This is a genomic window from Microbacterium sp. Marseille-Q6965 (assembly GCF_946151065.1).
In the GTDB taxonomy this organism is placed as follows: domain Bacteria; phylum Actinomycetota; class Actinomycetes; order Actinomycetales; family Microbacteriaceae; genus Microbacterium.
This window is the reverse complement of record NZ_CAMGZA010000001.1, coordinates 334,071-357,394: the sequence shown is the minus strand read 5'-3', so window position 1 is coordinate 357,394 and position 23,324 is coordinate 334,071. Positions and strand designations below refer to the sequence as shown.

The following is a 23,324-nucleotide window of genomic DNA, read 5'->3' as shown; positions in this document are numbered from 1 at the left end:
GTCACAACCGCAACAGAAGGAGAACGGCCATGGCCGTCGTCACCATTCGCCAGCTGCTCGACAGCGGCGTCCACTTCGGACACCAGACCCGTCGCTGGAACCCGAAGGTGAAGCGCTTCATCCTTACGGAGCGCTCGGGCATCCACATCATCGACTTGCAGCAGTCGCTCGCCTACATCGACAAGGCGTACGACTTCGTCAAGGAGACCGTCGCGCGCGGCGGCACGATCCTGTTCGTGGGCACCAAGAAGCAGGCGCAGGAGGTGCTCGCCGAGCAGGCGACCCGCGTCGGCCAGCCCTACGTCAACGAGCGCTGGCTCGGTGGTCTGCTCACCAATTTCCAGACCGTCTCGAAGCGCCTCGCTCGCATGAAGGAGCTTGAGGAGCTCGACTACGACAACCCCGCCGAGTCCGGCTTCACGAAGAAGGAGCTCCTTCTCAAGAAGCGCGAGCTCGACAAGCTGCACAAGTCGCTGGGCGGTATCCGCAACCTCACCAAGACGCCGTCGGCGCTGTGGGTCGTCGACGCCAAGCGCGAGCACCTCGCGATCGACGAGGCCAAGAAGCTGGGCATCCCGGTGATCGGCATCCTCGACACGAACGTCGACCCGGACGACCTGCAGTACCCGATCCCCGGCAACGACGACGCGATCCGTTCGGTTTCGTTGCTGACGCGCATCATCGCCGACGCCGCGGCCGAGGGCCTGCAGCAGAAGCACAACCCCGAGGGTGACGCCGAGCCGCTCGCCGAGTGGGAGCAGGAGCTTCTTTCGGGCGACGCCGAGGCGCCCGCCGCCGCGGCCCCGGCCGAGGCGCCCGCCGAGGCTGCAGCCGCCGAGTAATTCTCCCGATCCGCCGGTCCCGCCAGGGGCCGGCGGATCACCCGAAACGAACCAAGGAGAGCCAGGACACATGGCCAACTTCAGCATCGCCGACATCAAGGCCCTGCGCGAGCAGCTCGGCACGGGCATGGTCGACACCAAGAAGGCGCTCGAGGAGGCCGACGGCAACGTCGAGAAGGCCATCGAGATCCTCCGCCTGAAGGGTGCGAAGGGCAACGCGAAGCGCGCGGACCGCGCCACGAGCGAGGGCCTCGTCGTCGCCCGCGAGCAGGCCGGCAAGGCGACGCTCATCGAGCTCGCGTGCGAGACCGACTTCGTCGCGAAGAACGACCGCTTCATCGCGCTGGCCGACAAGGTGGCCGACGCGGTCGCCGCCGTCGCCGCCGAGAGCGTCGAGGCCGCCCTGGCCGCGCCGGCGGGCGAGCAGACCGTCGAGCAGCTGATCGCCGACGAGGCCGCCATCATCGGCGAGAAGGTGGAGCTGCGCCGCGTGGCCACGCTCAGCGGCGACGCGTTCCAGGTGTACCTGCACAAGACGAGCAAGGACCTGCCGCCGCAGGTCGGCGTGGTCGTCGCCTACACGGGTGACGACGCCGAGACCGCTCGCAGCATCGCGCAGCACATCTCGTTCGCCGACCCGTCGTACCTGACGCGCGACGAGGTTCCCGCCGAGGTCGTCGACAAGGAGCGCGACATCGTCACCGAGATCTCGCGCAACGAGGGCAAGCCCGAGGCCGCCCTGCCGAAGATCGTCGAGGGCCGCGTCAACGCGTTCTTCAAGCAGGTCGTCCTGCTCGACCAGCCGTACGCGAAGGACAACAAGCTCTCGATCGAGCAGGTGGCGAAGGACGCCGGGATCACGATCACCGGCTTCGCCCGCTTCAAGGTCGGCGCGTAAGTATCGCCGGAGGGGGCTCGGATCCACGGGATCCGGGCCCCTTCCCATGCCCGGGGCCATCGCTCACGGGCTCAGCACAGAGTCTGCCGACCCCGTCGCGATACGGTGAGAGGCGGCACGAGGGAGACAACATGCGAGAGAGCACCGGACGCCGCCGCGTCCTTCTGAAGCTGTCGGGAGAGGCGTTCGGCGGTGGCCAGCTGGGCGTGAACCCGGATGTCGTCAGCCAGATCGCGCGCGAGATCGCGGCCGCCACAGAATCGGTCGAGATCGCGATCGTCGTGGGAGGAGGCAACTTCTTCCGCGGTGCGGAGCTGAGCCAGCGCGGCATGGATCGCGGCCGTGCCGACTACATGGGCATGCTCGGCACCGTCATGAACTCTCTCGCCCTGCAGGACTTCCTCGAGCAGGCCGGCGCCGCCACGCGCGTGCAGTCCGCCATCGAGATGACGCAGGTGGCGGAGCCGTACATCCCGCGGCGCGCCGAGCGCCACCTCGAGAAGGGCCGCGTCGTGATCTTCGGTGCCGGTGCAGGCCTGCCCTACTTCTCGACCGACACCGTCGCCGCTCAGCGGGCGCTCGAGATCCGCGCCTCCGAGGTGCTGGTCGCCAAGAACGGCGTGGACGGCGTCTACACGGCCGACCCGCGCACCGACCCGACGGCGACGCGCCTCGACCGCGTCACGTATGGCGACGCCCTGCAGCGCGGACTGAAGGTGGTCGACTCGACGGCGTTCAGCCTGTGCATGGACAACGGCATGGACATGCGGGTGTTCGGGATGGAGCCTGCGGGCAACGTCACGAAGGCCCTGCTCGGCGAGCCGATCGGCACGATCGTCACCGCCTGATCCGGCCGCGAAGCCCGCGCGACCGGCGCATTCCCGGGTGCGCTCGCACCCGGCGACTAGACTCGACCCAGTTCCCCACGACGAATGGAGTGACCCGTGATCGCGGATGTCATGAGCGAGGCGACCGAGCGCATGGACCGCGCCGTCGAGGCGGCGAAGGAGGACTTCGCCACCGTGCGCACCGGACGCGCCAACCCCCAGCTGTTCCAGCGCCTGATGGTGGACTACTACGGCACTCCCACGCCGCTGCAGCAGCTCGCGTCGCTGCAGAACCCGGAGGCGCGCACCCTCATCGTCACGCCGTACGACAAGTCGGCGCTGAAGGCGATCGAGGACGCGATCCGCGACATGCCGAACCTCGGCGCGAATCCCACGAACGACGGCAACATCGTGCGCATCACGATGCCGGAGCTGACGGCCGAGCGCCGCAAGGAGTACGTGAAGCTCGTCAGGACGAAGGCCGAGGACGCGAAGGTCCGCATCCGTGGTATCCGCCGTCAGATCAAGGACGACCTCGACGCGCTGAAGGACGAGATCGGCGAGGACGACATCGTGCGCGCCGAGAAGGAGCTCGACGCGCTGACCAAGGCCCACGTCGACAAGGTCGACGAGGCGCTGAAGCACAAAGAGGCCGAGCTCCTCGAGGTCTGAGGCCGGCAGATGACCGACTCTCCCGACGACGCCTCGGTTTCGCCGCGAACCCGCCGCGAGGCGGCTCGCCGCGATCGGACGGTGGCGCCGGGCGCGGCGACCGGGCGCGCCGCCGGGCGCGACCCGCTCGAGCACGCCCGTGAGCACCTGGAGCTGGCGCGCGGGCATGCCCGCGACCACCTGGGGCACGCGCGCGAGCAGTTCGAGGCGACCAACGAGCGGATCAAGCAGCGGACGGGTCGCGACCTGCTGCTGGCGATCCTGACCGGCCTGCTGCTCGGGGCGCTCGTGCTCGCGTCCCTGCTGTTCGTCAAATGGACGTTCGTCATCCTCGCCGTCGCCGCCGCGGGCCTCGCCACCTTCGAGCTGGTGCGCGCGCTGCAGACGGGTGGGCGCCGGATCGACGTCGTGCCCCAGCTGGTGGCGGTGCCGCTGATCCTGCTGCCGGCCTTTGCCTCCGCGCACTGGCTGCACTGGACGGCGCTGTTCGGCGCGGTGTTCCTCATCGTCGTGTGGCGGCTGCTCGTGCAGATGGCCGCGCGCGACGGGCGCACGTACGGCGATGTGTTCGCCGATGTGCTGGCCTCGGGACTGGTTCCCGTGTACGTGTCGCTGCTGGCCAGCCTCGCGCTGGCGCTGCTGCGGCAGCCGGAGGGCGAGTGGTGGGTGCTGGCGTTCCTCATCACGGCCATCGCGGCCGACACGGGCGCCTACGCTGCAGGGCTCGCGTTCGGCCGCCACGCGATGGCGCCGCGGATCAGCCCGAAGAAGACGTGGGAGGGCTTCGCCGGCGCGGCGCTGGCGGCCCTCGCCGCGGGTGCCCTGCTCGCCGAGTTCCTGCTCGGGCTGCCGTGGTGGTCCGGCCTCGTCTTCGGCGCGGTGATCCTCGCCACGGCGACGGTGGGCGACCTGGGCGAGTCGATGCTCAAGCGCGATCTCGGCATCAAGGACATGAGTTCGTGGCTGCCCGGCCATGGCGGCGTGCTCGACCGGCTCGACAGCATCCTGCTCTCGGCGGCGGCGGCGTACGCGCTGCACGGCGTGCTCGCGCCGCTGGGCGGGCTGTGAGGCGGGCATGCGCAGGAGCGACGGACCGAACGACACCGAGTCGGACGACAGGGAGGCGGATGTGACGCACGAGACGGAGCGCGCGGACGCGACCGGCGCGCACCCGGCGATCGGCGGCGTGACGGCGCTGCTCGACGCGATGCGCGACGACCGGGGCGACGCTGCCTCCACGCCTTCGGACGAGGAGGTCGGGGACGGCGCCGCAGCCGCGGGCCCCGAGGCGGACCGGCGTCGTGCCGACGAGCCGGCACCGACGGTGCGGATGGAGACCCCCGAGGCCGTCGCGCGGGCGACGGCGGCTCCCGCCGGCGCGGGCGAGCCGCTGCCCGGGGCTCCCTCCCCGCACGAGAGCGCCGCCGACGGTGCGGAGGGCGGGGCGGGGGCGAAGCCGTTGCCCTTCCCTGTCATGCACGGTCGCGATCGGGGCTACCGGCGCGACGCCGTGGAGGCCTTCATGGCGAAGGCGCGCGCGGCCTTCGAGCGGGGCGACGACGAGTTCGATGCGAGGGTCGTGCGGCAGGTCGGCTTCCCGCTCGCGCGGGAGGGCTATCAGATCGCCGCCGTGGACGCGGCCCTGGGCCGCATCGAGGACGCGTTCGCGGCACGTGAGCGGCAGGCAGCGATCGCGGCCGAGGGTGCCGAGGCGTGGGTCGAGCGGGCCCGTGCCGAGGCACAGGAGATCCTCGACCGGCTCTCGCGCCCGCCGCGCCGACGGTTCGACCGCGTCGGCCCGCTGTCGTTCGGCTACGCCCCCAAGGAGGTCGACCTCGTGGCCGACCGCATCAGCGCGTTTCTGCAGGACGGCGATCCCCTCACTGCTGAGCAGGTGCGCTCGGCCGCCTTCCGGATGTCGCGTGGCGGGTATCGCGAGGAGCAGGTCGATGCCGTCCTGGACGCCGTGGTCGACGTGATCCTCGCGGTCCGCTGAGCGGCGAATCAGATCACGGAACCGTAACGACCCTGCTACAGTAGGCCCCACTGTGACTTCCGCACCCGAACACCCCACCCGAAAGACGTTGTCGCGGCGCGAGACCCGAGCCCTCGTCGCCCGCGCCGGCGTCGCCCCGTCGCGTCCCGCGACGGCTTGGTCCGCCAAGCGCGTGGTCGCGAGCGTCATCGCGGGCGCCGCCGCCGTCGGATTCCTCGCCTCCTACCTCGCTCCGACGGTCGCCGCCATGGCGGAGCCGGTGCAGGAGGACGTCACGACGAGCTACGCCGAGGCGGTGGCCGACGCTCAGATCTACACGGCGCCCGCCGATCTCACGGCGGCGACCTCGCTGTCGAGCACTGCGTACGAGATCTACGTGACGCCCACGCCCACGCCGACCCCCACGCCGGAGCCGGCCGAGGTCGACGCGCAGGACGCCGCGCCCGCCACACCGGTCATCCCCGCCTTCGTGGCGCCCGACCCGGGCAGCGCGCAGTCCGTCGCGTACGGCATGGTCGCCGCGCGCGGCTGGGGCGAGGACCAGTTCTCCTGCCTCGTGGCGCTGTGGAACAAGGAATCCGGCTGGCGCGTGAACGCGTACAACGCCTCCAGCGGCGCGTACGGCATCCCGCAGTCGCTGCCCGGCAGCAAGATGGCTAGCCATGGCGCCGACTGGCAGACGAACCCCGCCACGCAGATCGCATGGGGGCTCGACTACATCGCCGGCCGCTACGGCACGCCGTGCGGCGCGTGGGGCCACTCGCAGTCGGTCGGCTGGTATTGAGCCGTGCCGCGGTCGAACCGCCCGCGAGGGCGTCGATCCGGCGACGGTGAGGAGTCCGGCGACGCGTCGTTCCAGCGACTGCTCGCGGGCTGGAAGCGGACCGAGACCCGCCGTGGCCGCGCATACACGGTGCAGCCCGTGACGGGCGCGCGCACGGAGAAGACGTACACCTGCCCCGGGTGCGGGCAGACCATCGAGGTCGGCACGCCGCACGTCGTGGTGTGGCGCGAGGACGGCATCCTCGGCCCCCAGGCGGATCTCGCGGCGCGGCGGCACTGGCACAACCACTGCTGGAGGATCCACGGATGACCGACGAGACCGCGAACGCCGCCGAGCCTATCGAGATCCGTGGGGCCGCGCTCCTTCCCGCCCGACGCGAGGACATCGAGCTGCGCACCGCCGACGGACTGACGCTCGTGGGTGAGCTGTCGCTGCCCGCCGACCGCGAGCCCGTCGCGACGCTCGTGACGCTGCACCCGCTGCCCACCGCCGGCGGATTCATGGACTCGCACATCATCCGCAAGGCCGCCGCACGCCTGCCGGCCCTCGCCGACCTCGCCGTGCTGCGCTTCAACACCCGCGGCACCACCTCGCCGCGCGGCACGAGCGAGGGAGCGTTCGCGGAGGGCATCGACGAACGCCACGACGTCGCCGCCGCCATGGCCTTCGTCGCCGCGCGTGAACTGCCCGACCCCTGGATCGTCGGATGGTCCTTCGGCACGGAGCTCGCGCTCAAGTACGGCCGCGACCACGACATCCGCGGCATGGTGCTGCTCTCGCCGCCGCTGCACCGCGCGACGGACGACGACCTGCGCGCCTGGAACGGCGACCCTCGCCCGGTCATCGCGCTCATCCCCGAGTTCGACGACTTCCTGCGGCCGGCCGAGGCGGCCGAGCGCTTCGCCGTGGCGCCCGGCATCCGGCTCATCGACGTGCCGGACGGCAAGCACCTGTGGGTGGGGGAGAAGCAGACCTACCGCGTGCTCACCGAGATCGTGAACGCGGTCAACCCGAGCGCGCTGCCCCTGCCGACCACGTGGCCGCCCGCCTGAGATGGACCGCTCAGCGCTCGTTCATGCGCGGAATGATCACCTGGCGATAGATGATGAGCACGCTCGCCGCCACGGGGATCGCGATGAGCGCCCCGAGGAGCCCGAGCAGTGCGCCGCCCGCGAGCGCCGCGACGACGACCACGCCGCCGGGCACGGACACCGCGCGGCTCATGACGCGTGGCGAGACGACGTACGCCTCGATCTGCATGTAGATGAGGTAGTAGATCGCCGCGATGAGCGCCGTCGCGGGTGAGCCGAGGCCGGGCACCAGGCACGTGAGCACGATGATCGTGGACGCGGACAGCGTGCCGACGAGCGGGATGAGCGACCCGAGGAAAGCGACCACCGCGAGCACCGCCGGGAACGGCGCGTCGATGATCGACAGGAAGACCGCGCTGAGCACTCCGTTGATGATGCCGAGCGTCACCTGTCCCATGACGTAGTAGCCGACCGAGTCGGTGATCTGGTCGGCGAGACCGATGAACGTGTCGCGCTTCGAGGCGGGCACGAGCTGGTACACGGCGCGCTTGAGCGACGGCGTCGAGGCCGTGAGGTAGATCGTGAGGATGATGACGATGAAGGCGCCGAACAGGCCGCTCACCACGCCGAACGTCGCGCCGAGGACGCCCTCGCTGATGGTGGTGATGTTGTCGATCAGCCACTGATTGACGTTCTCGAAGATGTCGTCGATGGCCAGGCCGGGGAACATCTGGTCGAGCCAATCGCCCAGATCCGTCTGCCAGGTACCGCGATCGATCAGCTGCGTGATCTGCGTGACGAGCTGCGAGATCTGCTGGATGAGCGTCGGCAGGATGATCCACACGATGCCGGCGAACAGGCCGAGCACGAGGATGAGCGTGATGAGCACGGCGGCCCATCGCGGCAGACGCCGCCGCTCCAGCCACGACACCAGTGGATCGAGACCGAGGGAGATGAACAGCGCGGTGCCGACGTACAGCAGGATCGTCGACAGCGACTGCACGCTCTGGATCAGGAGGATGCCGAGCCCCACCCCGAGGGTCGCCACGAGGGCCACGCGGAACGGGTTGTGGATCTTCATGTGTCTCCTTTTGGTGTCCTCGACACAGGATAGGGTCACGCGGGTGCGCGGGCCGGGAGGACGGGCCGGGAGCACTCCCTGGGGATATCCAGCGGTCGGTTCGCTAGTCTGGGATGTCGAGTTCTGTGCGATCCGCGGTCTGCCGGCACGGCCGGATGGTCGACCGGGCGGATCGCCGAGGGAGTGATGCCGTGCGTTTCGTGTGGGCTGTGGTGTCGTTCGTGCTCGCCGCGGGGCTGATCGGCGCGGGCATCGCCCAGCGCACGGTCTGGCTGGGGCCGTCCGAACGAACCGTTGCGGTGGATGTGGAGGACGGCGCGCGTTACGTGCTCCTCGATGACGACGTCTTCACGGCGCTTCCCGAGTCGTTGGAGGGCCGGGCGGGCACGCTCGACATCTCGGGCGACGGCGCGGTCTTCGCCGCGTACGGCCGCGAACACGACATGACCGCTTGGCTCGCCGACCAGGCGTACGTGCGCGTGTCGGTCGCGGACGGCGAGCAGGCCGCGGACATCGTCGCCACCGACACCGTTGCACCCGAGATCACGCCCGAGGACGGACAGGAGCCGCCCACGCGCGACCCTGCCGGCTCCGACCTGTGGTTCGAGGAGTTCGCGGGCGACGGCGCACTCTCGCAGAGCTTCACGTTCCCCGAAGGCGGCCAGATGAGCGTCCTCATCGCCTCGGACGGCAGCGAGCCCGCGCCGAGCGAGATCTCGCTGACCTGGCCGATCGACAACAGCACCCCGATGGCGCCGTGGCTCATCGGGGGCGGCGCGGCGCTGCTGCTGCTGGGCCTCATCCTCTACATCTCGGGCATCGTGCACTCCCGTCGCTCCCGCGGTCCCCGCCGCAAGGGGCTGCCGGTGCCGAAGACGGAGCCGATCAAGGTGTCCGATCAGATCGAGGGCGCCCACGACAAGGGCGTGATCTCGGGGACGCCCCCGCGTCGCGCCATCGGCCGGAAGCGCCGCAGCCTCATCGCGGTCCCTGCCGTCGGGCTGTCGCTCGCGCTGATGACCGGTTGCACGGCCGACGCGCTGCCCGAACCGACCCCGACGCCTACCGAGACGGTCCTCGCGCCGGAGAACCAGCAGGCGCCGGCGATCACCGACCCGCAGGCGGAACGGATCGTGGCGGACATCTCCGCGACGGTGGCGGAGGCGGATCAGGCCAACGACGCGTCGATCGCGGAGCGGCGGCTGACGGGCATGGCGCTGACCATGCGCCAGGTCAACTACGACATCCGGTCCCAGTTCGGCGACTACGCCGCGCTGCCCACGATCCCGGCCTCCCCGATCCAGATCCTGCTGCCCCAGGCGTTCGACGAGTGGCCCAGGACCGCGCTGGTCGTCGTCTCCGACGAGGCGGACGCCTCGGCCGCGCCGACGATCCTCACCATGACGCAGGACGACCCGTGGTCGCGTTACCGGGTGTCGTATGCCGCGAGCCTCGAGCCCAGCGCGCAGATCCCCGATCTCGCGCCGTCCTACCAGGGCGCCGCGCTGGTGCCGCCCGCGTCGTCGTTCCTCGCGATCGCTCCGGAGAACCTCGCCGCGGCGTACGCCGACGTGCTCGGCAACGGGGAGGACAGCGAGTTCGCCGCGCTCTTCGAGGCGGAAGGCGACACGTTCCGCACCGAGGTCGCGCGCGTGCGCGACGAGACGGCCGCCGAGTTCACCCAGGAGGACGTGGCCGGCGAGATCGCGTTCGGACAGTCCGCCGCCGACACTGAGCCCGTCGCGCTGGCCACGGTGCACAACGGCGCCATCGTCGCCGTCGCCGTGAACCGCACCGAGCGCGTCACCGCCACCGACGACCTGGGTGTGGTGCGCCACGGCGATCGGGCGCTGGAGGCGCTGACCGGCGAGACGGAGACGGCCGGCAGCTTCGAGCGCACCGACAGCAGCCCCCTGTTCTTCTACGTGCCCGCTCAGGGCACCGACGAGAAGATCCGCCTGCTGGGCTGGTCGTCCAGCGTGACCGCGGGCACCGTGGAGTGAGAGCAGGCCGGATGGGCCATCGAATCATGCACCTCGAGGAGAGCCGATGAGCGACTACGCACCCTCCGCCGCCCTGCGCGGCGCCGTCGATCTGTCCGCACTGCGCAACCGCCCCGCGAGCGCACCGGCGCCCGGCGGCGGGCCCGCCGGGGGAGCGCCGAGCGGCGCGGGGTCGGGCCAGAGCCGCCTCGTCTTCGACGTCACCGACGCGACGTTCGGCGAGGCGCTCGAGCTCTCGCGCACCGTGCCCGTGGTCGTCGACCTCTGGGCCGAATGGTGCGGTCCCTGCAAGCAGCTGAGCCCGATCCTGGAGAAGGTCGTCCGCGAGCACGCGGGGCGCCTCGTGCTGGCGAAGGTCGACGTCGACGCGAACCCGCAGCTGATGCAGGCGTTCCGCGCCCAGTCGATCCCGCTGGTGGTCGCGCTCGTGGCGGGGCAGCCCGTGCCGCTGTTCACGGGTGCCGTGCCCGAGGAGCAGGTGCGCCAGGTGTTCGCGCAGCTGCTGCAGCTGGCGGCGCAGAACGGCGTCACCGGAACGGTCCCGACCGACGGCGACGACGAGGCCGCAGGCCAGCCGGAGGAGCCGCCCCTGCCGCCGCTGCACGCCGAGGCCTACGAGGCGATCGAGGCGGGCGACTACGCGCGCGCCATCGCGGCCTACGAGAAGGCGCTCAAGGAGAACCCGCGCGACGCCGACGCCCAGGCCGGTCTCGGCCAGGTGCGCCTGCTGGCCCGCGTTCAGGACACCGACCCTGCGACGGTCCGCGCGGCCGCCGCGGACGGGCCGCTCGACATCGACGCGCAGCTCGCGGTGGCCGACCTCGACATCGCCGGCGGGCACGTGGATGACGCGTTCGACCGTCTGCTCGACCTCTTCGCCGGCCTGCCGGCGGATCAGCGCAAGCCGGTGCAGGAGCGGCTCGTCGAGCTGTTCGGCGTGGTCGGCGCGGCGGACCCGCGGGTCGTTCGTGCCCGCGGGCGCCTCACCAGCCTGCTGTTCTGATGTCCCCGAGCCGATGACCGTCTACCTCGACCACGCGGCCACCACGCCGCTGCGGCCGGAGGTGCGAGACGCCTGGCTTCAGGCGCACGAGACGGTCGGCAACGCGTCGTCCATCCACGGGGCGGGGCAAGCCGCGCGCCGCGTGCTCGAGGACGCCCGCGAGCGCCTGGCCGCGGTGTTGCGGGCTGAACCGATCGAGGTCGTCTTCACCTCGGGCGGCACCGAGTCGATCGGGCTGGCGCTGCAGGGGCTGTGGCGGGCGCGGTCACAGGGGCAGGGCGCCGTCGTGCTGCCGGACGGCGAGCACCATGCGGTGCTCGACACGGTCGCGTGGCTCGCATCCCACGAGAGCGCCCGGATCGAGCCCGTCGGGCTCGATGAGCTCGGGCGCATCCCGGTGTCGTCCTTCGCGGCGGCGGTGGAGACGGCGGGGGTGGCCCTGGCGACGGCGATCGTCGCGGGCAACGAATCCGGAACGATCAACGACGCACCCGCCCTGGCCGCGGCGGCCGCCGCCGCGCGGGTGCCCCTGCACCTCGACGCAGTCGCGGCGCTGGGGCGGATCCCCGTGACCTTCGCGGGCTGGCGGGCCGACGCACCCGCCGGATCCGGACTGGTCGCGCTCAGCGTGTCGGGCCACAAGCTCGGCGCCCCGGTGGGCACGGGCGCTCTCGTCGTCTCGCGCACGGTCGCGCTCGAGCCCCTCCTGCACGGGGGTGGCCAGCAGCGCGGGCTCCGCGCCGGAACGCAGGATCTCGCCGGCGCCGTGGCCCTGGCCACGGCCGCCGAGCTGGCGGAGCGGGAGCGCGAGGGCGAGAGCGCGCGCCTCGCGGAGCTCCGCGATGACTTCCTCTCGCGGCTGCGTGAGGTGCTGCCCGAGGCTCTGCTGCTCGGCGACCCGCGCGACCGGCTGCCGGGGACGATCCAGCTCCTCCTGCCCGGCGCGGCGGGCGAGTCGCTGCTGTTCCTGCTCGATCAGCACGGCATCGCCGTGTCGACGGGTTCGGCGTGCCAGGCCGGTGTGGCGGAGCCCTCGCACGTCGTACTCGCCATGGGGCGCTCGGAGACCGAGGCGCGTCAGGTGCTGCGCATCACGCTCGGGCGCACCACGACCGGGGACGACCTGGACGCGCTGCTGCGGGCGCTGCCCGTCGCCTACCGGCGTCTCGTGCGCTGAGCATCATCCGATCACGGGTCGGCACCCAGACGACGCGCGTACGCTGGAGGCATGCGCGTGCTGGCAGCTATGAGCGGCGGGGTCGACTCCGCCGTCGCTGCCGCGCGCGCGGTGGAGGCCGGTCATGAGGTGGTCGGCGTGCACCTCGCGCTGTCGCGCGCGGGCGGCACCCTCCGCACCGGCAGTCGCGGCTGCTGCACGATCGAGGACGCCATGGACGCGCGCCGCGTGGCCGACCGGCTCGGCATTCCGTTCTACGTCTGGGACTTCTCCGAGCGCTTCCGCGACGACGTTATCGAGGACTTCGTCAGCGAATACCGCGCCGGGCGAACCCCGAATCCCTGCATGCGCTGCAACGAGCGGATCAAGTTCGCCGCGCTCCTCGAACGCGCGCTCGAGCTGGGATTCGACGCCGTCTGCACGGGGCACTACGCGATCCTGCGCGAGGGGGAGGGCGGCCTGGAGCTGCACCGATCCAGCGAGGCGGCGAAGGACCAGTCCTACGTGCTCGGCGTGCTGACGGCGGATCAGCTGGCGCATTGCCTCTTCCCGTTGGGAGAGACGCCCTCGAAGTCCCTCGTCCGCGCGGAGGCCGAGGCGCGCGGTCTGGCCGTGGCCTCCAAGCCCGACAGCTACGACATCTGCTTCATCCCGGACGGCGACACGCGAGGATGGCTCGCCGAGAAGGTCGGCACGGCGGCCGGCGACATCGTCGACCGCACGGGCGCCGTGGTCGGATCGCACGACGGCGCGCACGCGTTCACCGTGGGGCAGCGCAAGGGCCTGCGGCTCGGCGTGCCGGCAGCCGACGGCAAGCCCCGGTTCGTGCTCGAGGTGCGACCGGTGTCGAACACGGTCGTGGTGGGACCGAAGGAGGCGCTCGCCATCGGCGAGCTCGCGGGGTCGCGCTGGTCGTGGGCGGGGGCCGCTCCCGAGAACCCGCACGAGGAGTTCGCGTGTGAGGTGCAGGTGCGCGCCCATGCCGACCCGGTGCCCGCGACGGCCGTGGTCGCCGACGGTGAGCTGGTCGTGCGCCCCGATGAGCCGCTGCATGGGGTCGCGCCCGGGCAGACGGCGGTCGTCTACGTCGGCACACGCGTGCTCGGCCAGTGCACGATCGACCGCACGGTGTCCGCCGTTCCCGCCCAGGTCTGATCCGCCGCGCGCGCCCGCGCAAGCCCCCGGTGGATGTCGCATGCGCTCCCTAGACTCGGGGTGTGGCGGATGAGATCGAGCAGCTGTCCCTCGACGAGGCGCGCGCGGAAGCGCGCAGCCTGACGGAACGGATCCTCGAGGCGAAGGACGCGTACTACGGGCGCGACACCTCCCTCGTGGACGACGCGACGTACGACGCCTGGATGCGGCGGCTGGAGGCCCTCGAGCGCCGCTACCCCGAGCTTGAGGGGCAGGACTCACCGACGCAGGCCGTCGGGGCCGCCGACGGCACGGAGCTCGCGACGATCGAGCACGCCGAGCGCATGCTCAGCCTCGACAACGTGTTCTCCGTCGACGAGCTGCGCGACTGGTGCGCCAAGACGCAGGCGTCGGCCGGGCGCCAGGTGGCGTGGCTGACCGAGCTCAAGATCGACGGCCTGGCCATCTCGCTGCGCTACGAGAACGGCGTGCTCACCTCGGCCGCCACCCGCGGAGACGGGCGCGTGGGTGAGATCGTCACCGAGAACGCGCTGCGGCTGGCCGACATCCCCGAGCGGCTCGCCGGCGAGGGCCACCCCCCGATCGTCGAGGTCCGCGGGGAGGTGTTCATCCCCGTCGCGGCGTTCGAACGGCTCAACGCGCTGCAGGCGGAGTACCGCGATCGTGCGGTGGCCGACGCTCGCGAGCGCGCCGCCGGCCGCGGGCGCGAGTTCGACGAGGAGCGCGCGGTCGCGGCCGCCGCCCGGCGCTTCCCGGCGTTCGCCAACCCGCGCAACGCCGCCAGCGGCGGGCTGCGCCAGCAGATCGACAAGAAGCAGGGCCTGGAGCTCGAGGCGGCGAAGGAGCGCGTCGGATCGCTGCGGCTCTACGTGCACGGCTTCGGTGCGTGGCCCGACCCGCCGGTGTCCGCCCAGAGCGAGGTGTACGAGCTGCTGTCCGCATGGGGCCTGCCGACGAGTCCGCATGCGCGTGTGTGCCGCGGCGTGGACGAGGTGATCTCCTTCGTCGAGCACTATGGCGAGAACCGCCACTCGGTCGAGCACGAGATCGACGGCATCGTCGTGAAGGTCGACGAGCTCGCGCTGCACGACGAACTCGGTATGACAAGCCGCGCCCCGCGCTGGGCGATCGCGTTCAAATACCCGCCCGAGGAGGTGCACACCCGCCTGCTCGACATCGTCGTCTCGGTCGGCCGCACGGGGCGGGCCACGCCGTTCGCCGTCATGGAGCCGGCGCACGTCGCCGGCTCGGTGGTGCGGCAGGCGACCCTGCACAATCAGGAGATCGTCAAGGCCAAGGGCGTGCTGATCGGCGACACGGTGGTGCTGCGCAAGGCCGGCGACGTCATCCCCGAGGTGCTCGGCCCCGTCGTGGAGAAGCGCGACGGCAGCGAGCGCGCCTTCGTGATGCCCCAGGAGTGCCCCGAGTGCGGCACGCCGCTGCGGCCCATGAAGGAGGGCGACATCGACCTCCGGTGCCCCAACGCGAAGGACTGCCCCGCCCAGGTGCGCGGCCGGGTGGAGCACATCGGTTCGCGCGGCGCCCTCGACATCGAGGCGCTCGGCGAGGTGACGGCGGCCGCACTCACCCAGCCCGACGTGCCCGCGGATCCGCCGCTGCGGACGGAGGCCGGCCTGTTCGAGCTGCGGCTCGAGGATCTGTTCCCCATCGACGTGGTGGTGCGGGACCCCGAGACCGGTCTGCCGCGGGAGGACGCCTCCGGGCGCGCGAAGCCGCGCAGCCCCTTCCGTCGCAAGCGCCGCCTCTCGGGCAAGGATGCCGATCCGCCCTTCGACCCCGACGGCCCCTTCGACGGCGACGAAACCCACATCGTCTCGTCGCAGGCGCTGAAACTGCTCGACGAGCTCGAGAAGGCGAAGACGAAGGACCTGTGGCGGCTGCTGGTCGCGCTCAACATCCGCCACGTCGGTCCCGTCGCGGCCCGCGCTCTGGCCGGCTGGTTCGGCTCGCTCGACGCGATCCGCCAGGCCAGTCGCGAGGAGCTGGCGGCCGTGGAGGGCGTCGGCCCGATCATCGCCGACTCCCTGCGGGAGTGGTTCGAGGCCGACTGGCACCGCGAGATCGTGGAGCGCTGGGCGGCGGCCGGCGTACGCTTCGCCACCCCGGGGCACGCCGGTCCCGGCGCGGCGTCGGCGGGCGGGGTGCTCGAGGGGCTCACGGTGGTCGCCACCGGCTCCCTCGAGGGGTACACGCGTGAGGGCGCGCAGGAGGCGATCATCCGCGCCGGCGGCAAGGCCGCCTCGAGCGTGAGCAAGAAGACCGACTTCGTCGCCGCCGGGCCCGGTGCCGGCTCCAAGCTCGCCAAGGCGGAGGCGCTCGGGCTTCGCATCATCGACGCGGCGCAGTTCCACCTCCTCGTGACGGAGGGGCCGGGGGCGCTCCCGGGGGTCGACGCAGGCTGACCGGTGTCGCCGGGCCCGCGATCGCACCACCGGAGGGGACCGGATCGCACGCCGCCGCCGTAGGCTGGGCGCATGGAGCAGCGCACCCTGGGACGCACCGGACGAGACGTCTCGATCATCGGCCTCGGCACCTGGCAGCTCGGCGCGGACTGGGGTGACGTCGCCGAGGCCGACGCCCTCGCGGTACTCGACGCCGCGCACGAGGCGGGTGTGACGTTCTTCGACACGGCCGACGTCTATGGCGACGGCCGCAGCGAGCAGCTCATCGGCCGCTGGTTGCGCGCGCACGCCGACGCGGGCGTGACCGTGGCCACGAAGATGATCCGCCGCGCGGAGGCCCCCGACCTCGCGCACGCGACGCTCGAGAACTTCCGCGCGTGGACCGATCGCTCCCGGCGCAACCTCGGCGTCGACACGCTCGATCTCGTGCAGCTGCACTGCCCGACAAGCGACGTGTACGACGCCGACCGCGTCTTCGACGACCTGGACACGCTCGTGGCAGAGGGCGTGATCGCGAACTACGGCGTGAGCGTCGAGACGGTCGCGGAGGCGCGCCGCGCGATCGAGCGCCCCGCCGTGGCCAGCGTGCAGATCATCCTCAACGCCTTCCGTCGCAAGCCGCTCGACGAGGTGCTGCCCGCGGCCGCCGAGGCGGGCGTCGGGATCATCGCCCGCGTGCCGCTTGCGAGCGGGCTGCTCAGCGGCCGGTACAGCCGTGACACGACGTTCGCCGAGAACGACCACCGCACGTACAACCGCCGGGGCGAGGCATTCGACGTGGGGGAGACCTTCTCGGGCGTGGACTTCGAAACCGGCGTCGACGCCGCGCAGCGATTCGCCCAGCTCGCCCGCGCCGCGGGGCTGGAGCCGGCCACGGCCGCCCTGGCCTGGGTGGCACAGCAGCCGGGCGTCACCACGGTCATCCCCGGCGCGCGCAACCCCGAGCAGGCCCGCGCGAACGCGGCCGCCGGCGCGGTCCACCCGCTGCCGCAGGACTTCCTCGACGGTGTGCGGGACCTCTACGACGAGTCCATCCGCCCGCTGGTGCACCACCGCTGGTGAGCACCGGCGCCGCTGCGGCGCCGCACACGGAGGCCGCTAGAGGCGGCTGCCCGGCGGGCGGGCGGCCCCGTACGATGGCAGGGTGACCACGGTGTTCGACCCGCCCCGCCCCTGGACCACCTCCTACGCCGAGGGCGTGCCGGAGGACCTCGCTCCCATCTCGGGGTCGCTGATGGACCTCGTCGTGGATTCGGCCCGCGACTTTCCCGACGCCCCCGCGCTGCAGTTCTTCGGTCGGGAGACGACGTACGCGGCGCTTGCGGCCGCGATCGAACGCGCCGCGGCCGGCCTGCGCGCCCAGGGGGTCCGCAAGGGCGACCCCGTGGCGATCATCCTGCCCAACTGCTCCCAGCACATCATCGCCTTCTACGCCGTCCTGCGCCTCGGCGCGATCGTCGTCGAGCACAACCCGCTCTACACGCCGCGCGAACTGCGCAAGCAGTTCGAGGACCATGGCGCCAAGCACGCCATCGTCTGGAGCAAGGTCGCGGCGACGGTGCAGGAGTTCCCCGCGGACCTCGCCGTCGACACACTCGTCTCGGTGGACGTGACCAAGGGCATGCCCACCGTCATGCAGCTCGCGCTGCGGCTGCCCATCCCCGCGCTGCGGGAATCGCGCCGCCAGCTGACCGAGCCGGTGCGGGGAGCCATCCCCTGGGAGCGGATCGTGGGGCACGCCCCGCTGGACCCCGACGTCCCCGGCCCCGGTACCGACGACATCGCGATCATCCAGTACACGAGCGGCACGACGGGCGATCCGAAGGGTGCTGCGCTCACCCACCGGAACCTGCTCGCCAACGCCGCGCAGGCGCGCGCGTGGATCCCCGAGGTCAAGCGCGGCGTCGGCACCGTGGTGTACGCGGTGCTGCCGATGTTCCACGCGTACGGCCTCACGCTGTGCCTGACCTTCGCGATGTCCCAGGCCGCGCGCCTCGTCCTGTTCCCGAAGTTCGATCCGGACATGGTCCTCGCCGTCACCAAGAAGCACCCGGCGACGGTGCTGCCCGCCGTGCCGCCGATCGCCCAGCGGCTGCTCGCGCGCGCTCAGGAGAAGGGCGTCTCGTTGGAGGGCACGCGGATCGGCGTCTCCGGCGCGATGGCGCTCGACCCGGCGCTCGTGGAACCGTGGGAGGCGGAGACGAAGGGCTACCTCGTCGAGGGGTATGGTCTGTCGGAGTGCTCGCCCGTGCTGATCGTGAACCCCGTGGCGCCGAACCGGAAGGCCGGAACGATCGGTCTGCCTTTGCCCGGCACCGAATGCCGCGTCGTCGATCCCGAGACGGGGGAGGACGTCCCGCAGGGGCAGGCGGGCGAATTGCTCGTGCGGGGTCCGCAGGTCTTCGGCGGCTACTACGGCAAGCCCGAGGAGACCGAGGCTGTCTTCCTCGACGGCTGGTTCCGCACGGGAGACATCGTCGAGATGGACGAGGACGGCTTCTTCCGCGTGGTGGATCGCCTGAAGGAGCTCATCATCACGGGCGGGTTCAACGTCGCTCCCACGGAGGTGGAGATCGCGCTGCGGCAGCACCCCGCCATCGCCGACGCGGCGGTCGTCGGTCTGCCCGGTAAGAACGGGGAGGAGGTCGTCGCCGCGGTCGTGCTCGACGGCGCCCCAGACTTCGATCCCGAGGAGGTGCGCGCGTTCGTCAAGAAGGTGCTCACGCCCTACAAGGCGCCGCGCCGGCTCGTGGTGGTCGACGAGCTGCCCAAGTCGATGATCGGGAAGGTGCTGCGCCGCCAGGTCAAGCAGCAGCTGCAGGGCCAGCTCGGCGCCTGACGAGGCGGGCAGAACTGCCCGTCACCCGCTCTGCGGGCGGCGACGGTGCGTGGCTAGCATGAAGGACGTGCGCTCGAACGACGAACTCGCCGAGATCGGCCAGCTGGTGTCCGACCGCCTGCGAGATGCGGTGGCGACGCAGCCTCCGACGCGCCGACAGAACGCCACCGCTCGCTCGGACGACGGCGACGTGACGGTCACCGTGGACGCGCGGGGATTCCTCGCGCACGTCCAGTTCGGCTCGGGCATGGCCGAGCTGACCGCGGAGGAGCTCGAGCGGGAGCTGCTCGACACGCTGCGCAGCGCTCAGCAGGCGCTCGTGCCCGCGCGACCCGCGGGAAGCGCCGCGGCGGCGCTGCACGACGACACCGTGGCGCGTCGTCTGCGGGAGGTGTTCGAGCGGAGGATGCGCGAAGCGAAGGGGGACGAGGCATGACCGAGGTGAGGGCCGAGCTGGGGGCGCTGCAGGGCTGCGCGAGCACCATGAGGTCGTCGGCCAGTGCGCTCGACGAGGCGATCTCGGCGGCGCAGTCGAGCATGGGATTGAGCGTGGAGGCATTCGGGCTCATCAGCGGCGCCATCTTCACGCCCCCCGTTCTCGGGCTGTTCGCCGCTCAGACCGCGGCGCTGCAGGGCGCCCGGCTCCTCATCGACACCATGGCGCAACGCGTCGAGGCGTGCGTGCGCGATTACCGCGAGGCCGATGAGCGTGCGGCCCAGGACTATCGCCGCATCGACCCGAGCGCGCCCGGTTGGCGCCCGATCGATGAGGACACGGTGATCGTCTGATGAGCGATCTTCTCGTGACCGAGGACGGCGACGACGGCCGCTACCTCCACGATGCCCTGCAGGGGGAGTGGAGCGGAGGGCAGGCGATCGACGCCCTCAGCTTCTACCCCGGCCCGGGGCAGGCGGCCGCGTCGATCGCCGCCTTCGGTACCGGCGACTGGGCCGACGGCATCACCTACGGGCTGTCGTCGGCCGTCAGCACGGCCGCGCTGATCGCCGACCCGCTCGGCACTCTGCTCTCGTCGGCCGCGTCCTTCCTCATGGAGTACATGTGGCCGCTGCCCGACTTCTTGGACTGGCTCGCCGGCGACCCCGAGCTCGTCGCGTCGCTCGGCCAGTCGTGGGAGAACATCGGCGCGCACATCGACGGCTACGTTCAGGACCTGACGTCGCAGGTCGAGCAGGCGCTCGCCAGCTGGGCCGGCCCCGCCGCGGAGGCGTACCGGCGGCAGATGGAGGTCGTGGTGGCGCACGTCGAGGCCCTCGCGGGCGCGGCGGGGGCCACGGGATCCGGGCTGCGCGTCGCGAGCACGGCCGTGGAGATCATTCGCACCATCGTCCGCGAGCTGATCGCCGACCTCGTCGGCCGGCTCATCGCGTACTGCGTGCAGCTGGGAGCGACGCTGGGGGCGGCGCTGCCGGTCGTCATCGGCCAGGCCACGATCGCGATCTCCTCGACCGTCACCGACTGCTCGCGCTACATCGACGAGCTGGTCGCCTGCATCCGGACGGGCGCGGACGCGGGCAAGGGCCTCGCGGATGCCCTGAGCACCGTCCTCAAGGGCGTCACCGCGCTGGCGTCGGGAGCGGATCAGGGCGGAGACGAGTACGGATGGTGAGCAGCGAGCCCTTCGACCTCAGCACGGTTCGGCTGGGCGACGCGGACGCGACGCACGCCGTCCTCGCGCGGATCCGCGAGACGGCGGCCGCGCGCGCCGCGACCGCGCGTGCCGCGGTCTCGGCGTTCTCGCGCCTGTCGGCGGAGGCGTGGTCGCCGCGGCGCGAGGCGCGGGTCCGTGTGGGAGCAACGGGCCTCGTCGAGGAGGTCACCTTCGCGGACTGGGCGCCGCAGGAGTCGCCGCTCGCCCTTGCGACGGCGGTGCAGCGAGCCCACGACGACGCGCTGCGTCAGTGGTACGCGGCATTCGTGGAGACCGCGCAGGAGCAGTACGCCGCCGCGCCGGAACTGCTGCGCGCAACCATCGAACGGACGCGCGCAATGCTCCCCGAGCGGATTGTGGGCGAGGGGTGACGGCGCCCTTCGCCGCCCAGCGCGCGGCCTGGGCGGGGGAGCACGGCTGGGAGTTCGTGCCCGAACGCACCGCCGCACCGGATCTGTTCGGCACGCTGTCGTGGCGCGGACCGGGCGAGCGCGACCGGCCGGTCGAGGTGGAGGGCGAGATCACCGGCGCGTACGGGGCGCGACGCGCCTTCGCGCACGACCGTCCGCTTCCCCTCGTGCGGGCCGAGGTGCGCGCGCAGGTCCGCTACGGCCGGATCTCCGGGGTGTCGACGCACGCCGAGCTGCCCGTCGCCTTCGTGCTGCTCGTGCGGAGCGGCTTCTTCGCGTCGACCTATCCCATGCCGTGGGCGGACGGGCTGACGTGCACGCGGCGGCCGTTCGGCACGGCGACGGCCGTCTGGTCGCAGCCGGGCACCGAGCAGCTCGTGCTCGGCGCGCTGGCTCCGCTGCTGCAGAACGCGGCGCAGATCCTCAGCGGCGGCAGCGACCGAGAGTATCTCGTGGGGGTCGGCGGCGCGGCCGTGCTCGTGGGCGAGCCGTTCCACAGCGATCCTGCCGCGGCCCTGTATCGGATGGGCCTGGCCGATGACGTCGCGACCCGGCTCGAGAACGCCGTCGTCTCGGCGGTCTCGCCCGGGCGCGACGAGCCGCGATGATGCTGCCGAGGTGAGCGCCGGGACGTTGTCGGCGCCTGCGGCACGTCGAGCGCGCGCACGGCGGACGGTACGGCCCCGCCGGGCGAACTAGACTCGTGGGGTGTCTGAAATCACTCCCGATCTCGTGCGCCATCTCGGTGTGCTCGCCCGGATCCAGCTGAGCGACGAGGAGGTGACGAGCCTCACCCGCGAGCTCGACGTGATCGTCGAGAACATCGCCAAGGTCAGCGAGGTTGCGTCCGCCGACGTCCCCGCGACGAGCCACCCCATCCCGATGCAGAACGTGTACCGGCCGGACGAGGTCGGCTACATGCTCTCGACCGAGGAGGCGCTGCAGAACGCTCCGGATCGGGACGGCGATCGGTTCCGCGTGACGGCGATCCTGGGGGAGGAGCAGTGATGGACGACGTCATCCGGATGTCGGCGGCCGAGCTGGCCGCGCACCTCGCCGACGGCGAGCTGTCGAGCGTCGAGGCGACGCAGGCGCACCTCGACCGCATCGCCGCCGTTGACGGCCGCGTCAACGCCTTCCTGCACGTGAGCGACCGCGCCCTCGAGGTGGCGCGCTCGGTCGACGAGCGCCGCGCCGCCGGTGAGGAGCTGCCTCCGCTGGCGGGCGTGCCGCTCGCGATCAAGGACGTGCTCGTCACCACCGACATGCCGTCCACGTCGGGATCGAAGATCCTCGAGGGGTACATGTCGCCCTACGACGCGACGGTCGTGGCCCGCGCACGCCAGGCCGGACTCGTGCCGCTCGGCAAGACGAACATGGACGAGTTCGCGATGGGTTCGTCGACCGAGCATTCGGCCTACGGGCCGACGCGCAACCCGTGGGATCTCGACCGTATCCCCGGCGGCTCGGGCGGCGGTTCGGCCGCCGCCGTCGCGGCCTTCGAGGCGCCGCTCGCCCTCGGTTCCGACACCGGTGGCTCCATCCGGCAGCCGGCGCACGTCACCGGCACGGTCGGCGTGAAGCCGACGTATGGTGCGGTCAGCCGCTATGGCGCCATCGCGTTGGCTTCCAGTCTCGACCAGGTCGGGCCCGTTACCCGCACCGTCGCGGACGCCGGTCTGCTGCAGGACATCATCGCCGGGCACGACCCGAACGACTCCACGTCGATCCCGGACGCATGGCCCTCGATGGCGCTGGCCGCCGCGGAGGGCGCGTCGGGCGAGGTGCTCAGGGGCCTGCGCGTGGGCGTGGTGAAGGAGCTGCCGGACGGGGGCTTCCAGCCGGGCGTGGCGAGCTCGTTCCGCGATGCGCTTCGCAAGCTCGAGGCCCACGGTGCCGAGGTCGTCGAGATCAGCGCGCCGCACTTCGAGTACGCCGTCGCCGCGTACTACCTCATCCTGCCGGCCGAGGCGTCGAGCAACCTTGCCAAGTTCGACTCCGTGCGCTTCGGCATGCGCGTGAACGTGCCGGGCGGCACGGTGGAGGACGTCATGTCGGCCACGCGCGACGCCGGTTTCGGGCCCGAGGTGAAGCGCCGCATCATCCTCGGCACCTACGCCCTGTCGGCCGGCTACTACGACGCGTACTACGGCAGCGCGCAGAAGGTGCGCACGCTCATCCAGCGTGACTTCGCCGAGGCGTTCGGCCGCGTCGACGTCATCGCCACCCCGTCGGCGCCGACCACGGCGTTCAAGATCGGCGAGAAGATCGACGATCCGCTGTCGATGTACCTCAACGACCTCACGACGATTCCGGCCAACCTCGCGGGCGTGCCCGGCATCTCCGTGCCATCGGGTCTCGCGGCCGACGACGGACTGCCGGTCGGCATCCAGTTCCTCGCCCCGGCGCGGGAGGACGCCCGGCTCTATCGCGTCGGCGCGGCGCTCGAGGCCCTGCTGCAGGACGAGTGGGGCGGCTCGCTGCTGAACCGCGCTCCGGCGCTGGACTGAGCC

General features: G+C 71.9%; 24 protein-coding genes. 23 read left to right on the top strand and 1 reads right to left on the bottom strand.

Annotated elements, in window-relative coordinates:
• The first annotated feature begins 29 nt into the window (after positions 1-29).
• The 9 genes from rpsB (at position 30) to N8N77_RS01740 (ending at position 7,071) form a co-directional block, all read left to right on the top strand.
• Complete coding sequence (gene rpsB / locus N8N77_RS01780; protein WP_261164144.1) at positions 30-842, top strand: 30S ribosomal protein S2; 813 nt, start codon at positions 30-32, stop codon at positions 840-842.
• 70 nt (positions 843-912) lie between these two features.
• The gene (gene tsf / locus N8N77_RS01775; RefSeq protein ID WP_261164142.1) at positions 913-1,740 is read left to right on the top strand and encodes a translation elongation factor Ts; all 828 of its coding nucleotides are present in this window, start codon (positions 913-915) and stop codon (positions 1,738-1,740) included.
• A 131-nt stretch (positions 1,741-1,871) separates the two neighbouring features.
• The gene (gene pyrH / locus N8N77_RS01770) at positions 1,872-2,588 is read left to right on the top strand and encodes a UMP kinase (protein WP_261164140.1); all 717 of its coding nucleotides are present in this window, start codon (positions 1,872-1,874) and stop codon (positions 2,586-2,588) included.
• A gap of 96 nt (positions 2,589-2,684) precedes the next feature.
• A complete protein-coding gene (gene frr / locus N8N77_RS01765) occupies positions 2,685-3,239 on the top strand; it encodes a ribosome recycling factor (protein WP_261164138.1) in 555 nt (184 codons plus the stop codon).
• A gap of 9 nt (positions 3,240-3,248) precedes the next feature.
• The gene (locus tag N8N77_RS01760) at positions 3,249-4,307 is read left to right on the top strand and encodes a phosphatidate cytidylyltransferase (protein ID WP_261164136.1); all 1,059 of its coding nucleotides are present in this window, start codon (positions 3,249-3,251) and stop codon (positions 4,305-4,307) included.
• Positions 4,308-4,314: 7 nt separating this feature from the next.
• Positions 4,315-5,235, top strand: coding sequence for a DivIVA domain-containing protein (locus N8N77_RS13430; protein ID WP_396652763.1), 921 nt, complete (start codon positions 4,315-4,317; stop codon positions 5,233-5,235).
• A 52-nt stretch (positions 5,236-5,287) separates the two neighbouring features.
• On the top strand, positions 5,288-6,019 hold the full coding sequence (locus N8N77_RS01750) for a lytic transglycosylase domain-containing protein (protein ID WP_261164134.1): 732 nt from the start codon (positions 5,288-5,290) through the stop codon (positions 6,017-6,019).
• Between the two features lie 3 nt (positions 6,020-6,022).
• Entirely contained in the window at positions 6,023-6,328 is a 306-nt protein-coding gene (locus N8N77_RS01745; RefSeq protein WP_261164132.1) for a hypothetical protein, read from the top strand.
• Complete coding sequence (locus N8N77_RS01740) at positions 6,325-7,071, top strand: alpha/beta hydrolase (RefSeq protein ID WP_261164130.1); 747 nt, start codon at positions 6,325-6,327, stop codon at positions 7,069-7,071. The genes N8N77_RS01745 and N8N77_RS01740 overlap by 4 nt, the downstream gene beginning before the upstream one ends.
• A gap of 10 nt (positions 7,072-7,081) precedes the next feature.
• Here N8N77_RS01740 and N8N77_RS01735 read toward each other — a convergent pair whose 3' ends face one another.
• On the bottom strand, positions 7,082-8,131 hold the full coding sequence (locus tag N8N77_RS01735; RefSeq protein WP_261164128.1) for an AI-2E family transporter: 1,050 nt from the start codon (positions 8,129-8,131) through the stop codon (positions 7,082-7,084).
• Between the two features lie 191 nt (positions 8,132-8,322).
• Between N8N77_RS01735 and N8N77_RS01730 the strand changes: the two genes are divergently transcribed.
• From N8N77_RS01730 to gatA, 14 genes are all read left to right on the top strand, one after another.
• Positions 8,323-10,134, top strand: a complete 1,812-nt coding sequence (locus tag N8N77_RS01730; protein WP_261164127.1) for a glycosyl transferase — start codon at positions 8,323-8,325, stop codon at positions 10,132-10,134.
• 46 nt (positions 10,135-10,180) lie between these two features.
• The gene (locus N8N77_RS01725) at positions 10,181-11,137 is read left to right on the top strand and encodes a tetratricopeptide repeat protein (RefSeq protein ID WP_261164125.1); all 957 of its coding nucleotides are present in this window, start codon (positions 10,181-10,183) and stop codon (positions 11,135-11,137) included.
• Positions 11,138-11,150: 13 nt separating this feature from the next.
• On the top strand, positions 11,151-12,314 hold the full coding sequence (locus N8N77_RS01720; protein WP_261164123.1) for a cysteine desulfurase family protein: 1,164 nt from the start codon (positions 11,151-11,153) through the stop codon (positions 12,312-12,314).
• 51 nt (positions 12,315-12,365) lie between these two features.
• Complete coding sequence (gene mnmA / locus N8N77_RS01715; RefSeq protein ID WP_261164122.1) at positions 12,366-13,469, top strand: tRNA 2-thiouridine(34) synthase MnmA; 1,104 nt, start codon at positions 12,366-12,368, stop codon at positions 13,467-13,469.
• A gap of 62 nt (positions 13,470-13,531) precedes the next feature.
• Complete coding sequence (gene ligA, locus N8N77_RS01710) at positions 13,532-15,892, top strand: NAD-dependent DNA ligase LigA (protein ID WP_261164121.1); 2,361 nt, start codon at positions 13,532-13,534, stop codon at positions 15,890-15,892.
• 72 nt (positions 15,893-15,964) lie between these two features.
• Positions 15,965-16,954 carry an aldo/keto reductase gene (locus tag N8N77_RS01705; protein WP_261164120.1) on the top strand — a complete coding sequence of 330 codons (990 nt, stop codon included), beginning with the start codon at positions 15,965-15,967 and terminating at the stop codon, positions 16,952-16,954.
• A gap of 82 nt (positions 16,955-17,036) precedes the next feature.
• Positions 17,037-18,731 (top strand): long-chain-fatty-acid--CoA ligase, encoded by a 1,695-nt coding sequence (locus N8N77_RS01700; protein ID WP_261164119.1) that lies wholly within the window; start codon positions 17,037-17,039, stop codon positions 18,729-18,731.
• A 67-nt stretch (positions 18,732-18,798) separates the two neighbouring features.
• Positions 18,799-19,167 carry a hypothetical protein gene (locus N8N77_RS01695; RefSeq protein ID WP_261164118.1) on the top strand — a complete coding sequence of 123 codons (369 nt, stop codon included), beginning with the start codon at positions 18,799-18,801 and terminating at the stop codon, positions 19,165-19,167.
• Positions 19,164-19,520 (top strand): hypothetical protein, encoded by a 357-nt coding sequence (locus N8N77_RS01690; protein WP_261164117.1) that lies wholly within the window; start codon positions 19,164-19,166, stop codon positions 19,518-19,520. The genes N8N77_RS01695 and N8N77_RS01690 overlap by 4 nt, the downstream gene beginning before the upstream one ends.
• Positions 19,520-20,359 carry a WXG100 family type VII secretion target gene (locus N8N77_RS01685; protein ID WP_261164115.1) on the top strand — a complete coding sequence of 280 codons (840 nt, stop codon included), beginning with the start codon at positions 19,520-19,522 and terminating at the stop codon, positions 20,357-20,359. Before N8N77_RS01690 ends, N8N77_RS01685 begins: the two co-directional genes overlap by 1 nt.
• Positions 20,353-20,772, top strand: a complete 420-nt coding sequence (locus N8N77_RS01680; protein WP_261164114.1) for a hypothetical protein — start codon at positions 20,353-20,355, stop codon at positions 20,770-20,772. Before N8N77_RS01685 ends, N8N77_RS01680 begins: the two co-directional genes overlap by 7 nt.
• A complete protein-coding gene (locus tag N8N77_RS01675; RefSeq protein WP_261164112.1) occupies positions 20,769-21,419 on the top strand; it encodes a hypothetical protein in 651 nt (216 codons plus the stop codon). Before N8N77_RS01680 ends, N8N77_RS01675 begins: the two co-directional genes overlap by 4 nt.
• 100 nt (positions 21,420-21,519) lie before the next feature.
• On the top strand, positions 21,520-21,819 hold the full coding sequence (gene gatC, locus N8N77_RS01670; protein ID WP_261164110.1) for an Asp-tRNA(Asn)/Glu-tRNA(Gln) amidotransferase subunit GatC: 300 nt from the start codon (positions 21,520-21,522) through the stop codon (positions 21,817-21,819).
• Positions 21,819-23,321, top strand: coding sequence for an Asp-tRNA(Asn)/Glu-tRNA(Gln) amidotransferase subunit GatA (gene gatA, locus N8N77_RS01665; RefSeq protein ID WP_261164108.1), 1,503 nt, complete (start codon positions 21,819-21,821; stop codon positions 23,319-23,321). The genes gatC and gatA overlap by 1 nt, the downstream gene beginning before the upstream one ends.
• Positions 23,322-23,324: the final 3 nt, after the last annotated feature.

Bases quoted from the DNA above. Each gene is read 5' to 3' on its own strand.
- rpsB (WP_261164144.1), top strand. From the start codon at position 30: ATGGCCGTCGTCACCATTCGCCAGCTGCTCGACAGCGGCGTCCACTTC.
- tsf (WP_261164142.1), top strand. From the start codon at position 913: ATGGCCAACTTCAGCATCGCCGACATCAAGGCCCTGCGCGAGCAGCTC.
- pyrH (WP_261164140.1), top strand. From the start codon at position 1,872: ATGCGAGAGAGCACCGGACGCCGCCGCGTCCTTCTGAAGCTGTCGGGA.
- N8N77_RS01760 (WP_261164136.1), top strand. From the start codon at position 3,249: ATGACCGACTCTCCCGACGACGCCTCGGTTTCGCCGCGAACCCGCCGC.
- N8N77_RS13430 (WP_396652763.1), top strand. From the start codon at position 4,315: ATGCGCAGGAGCGACGGACCGAACGACACCGAGTCGGACGACAGGGAG.
- N8N77_RS01740 (WP_261164130.1), top strand. From the start codon at position 6,325: ATGACCGACGAGACCGCGAACGCCGCCGAGCCTATCGAGATCCGTGGG.
- N8N77_RS01735 (WP_261164128.1), bottom strand. From the start codon at position 8,131: ATGAAGATCCACAACCCGTTCCGCGTGGCCCTCGTGGCGACCCTCGGG.
- N8N77_RS01725 (WP_261164125.1), top strand. From the start codon at position 10,181: ATGAGCGACTACGCACCCTCCGCCGCCCTGCGCGGCGCCGTCGATCTG.
- N8N77_RS01720 (WP_261164123.1), top strand. From the start codon at position 11,151: ATGACCGTCTACCTCGACCACGCGGCCACCACGCCGCTGCGGCCGGAG.
- mnmA (WP_261164122.1), top strand. From the start codon at position 12,366: ATGCGCGTGCTGGCAGCTATGAGCGGCGGGGTCGACTCCGCCGTCGCT.
- N8N77_RS01705 (WP_261164120.1), top strand. From the start codon at position 15,965: ATGGAGCAGCGCACCCTGGGACGCACCGGACGAGACGTCTCGATCATC.
- N8N77_RS01690 (WP_261164117.1), top strand. From the start codon at position 19,164: ATGACCGAGGTGAGGGCCGAGCTGGGGGCGCTGCAGGGCTGCGCGAGC.
- N8N77_RS01685 (WP_261164115.1), top strand. From the start codon at position 19,520: ATGAGCGATCTTCTCGTGACCGAGGACGGCGACGACGGCCGCTACCTC.
- N8N77_RS01680 (WP_261164114.1), top strand. From the start codon at position 20,353: ATGGTGAGCAGCGAGCCCTTCGACCTCAGCACGGTTCGGCTGGGCGAC.
- gatA (WP_261164108.1), top strand. From the start codon at position 21,819: ATGGACGACGTCATCCGGATGTCGGCGGCCGAGCTGGCCGCGCACCTC.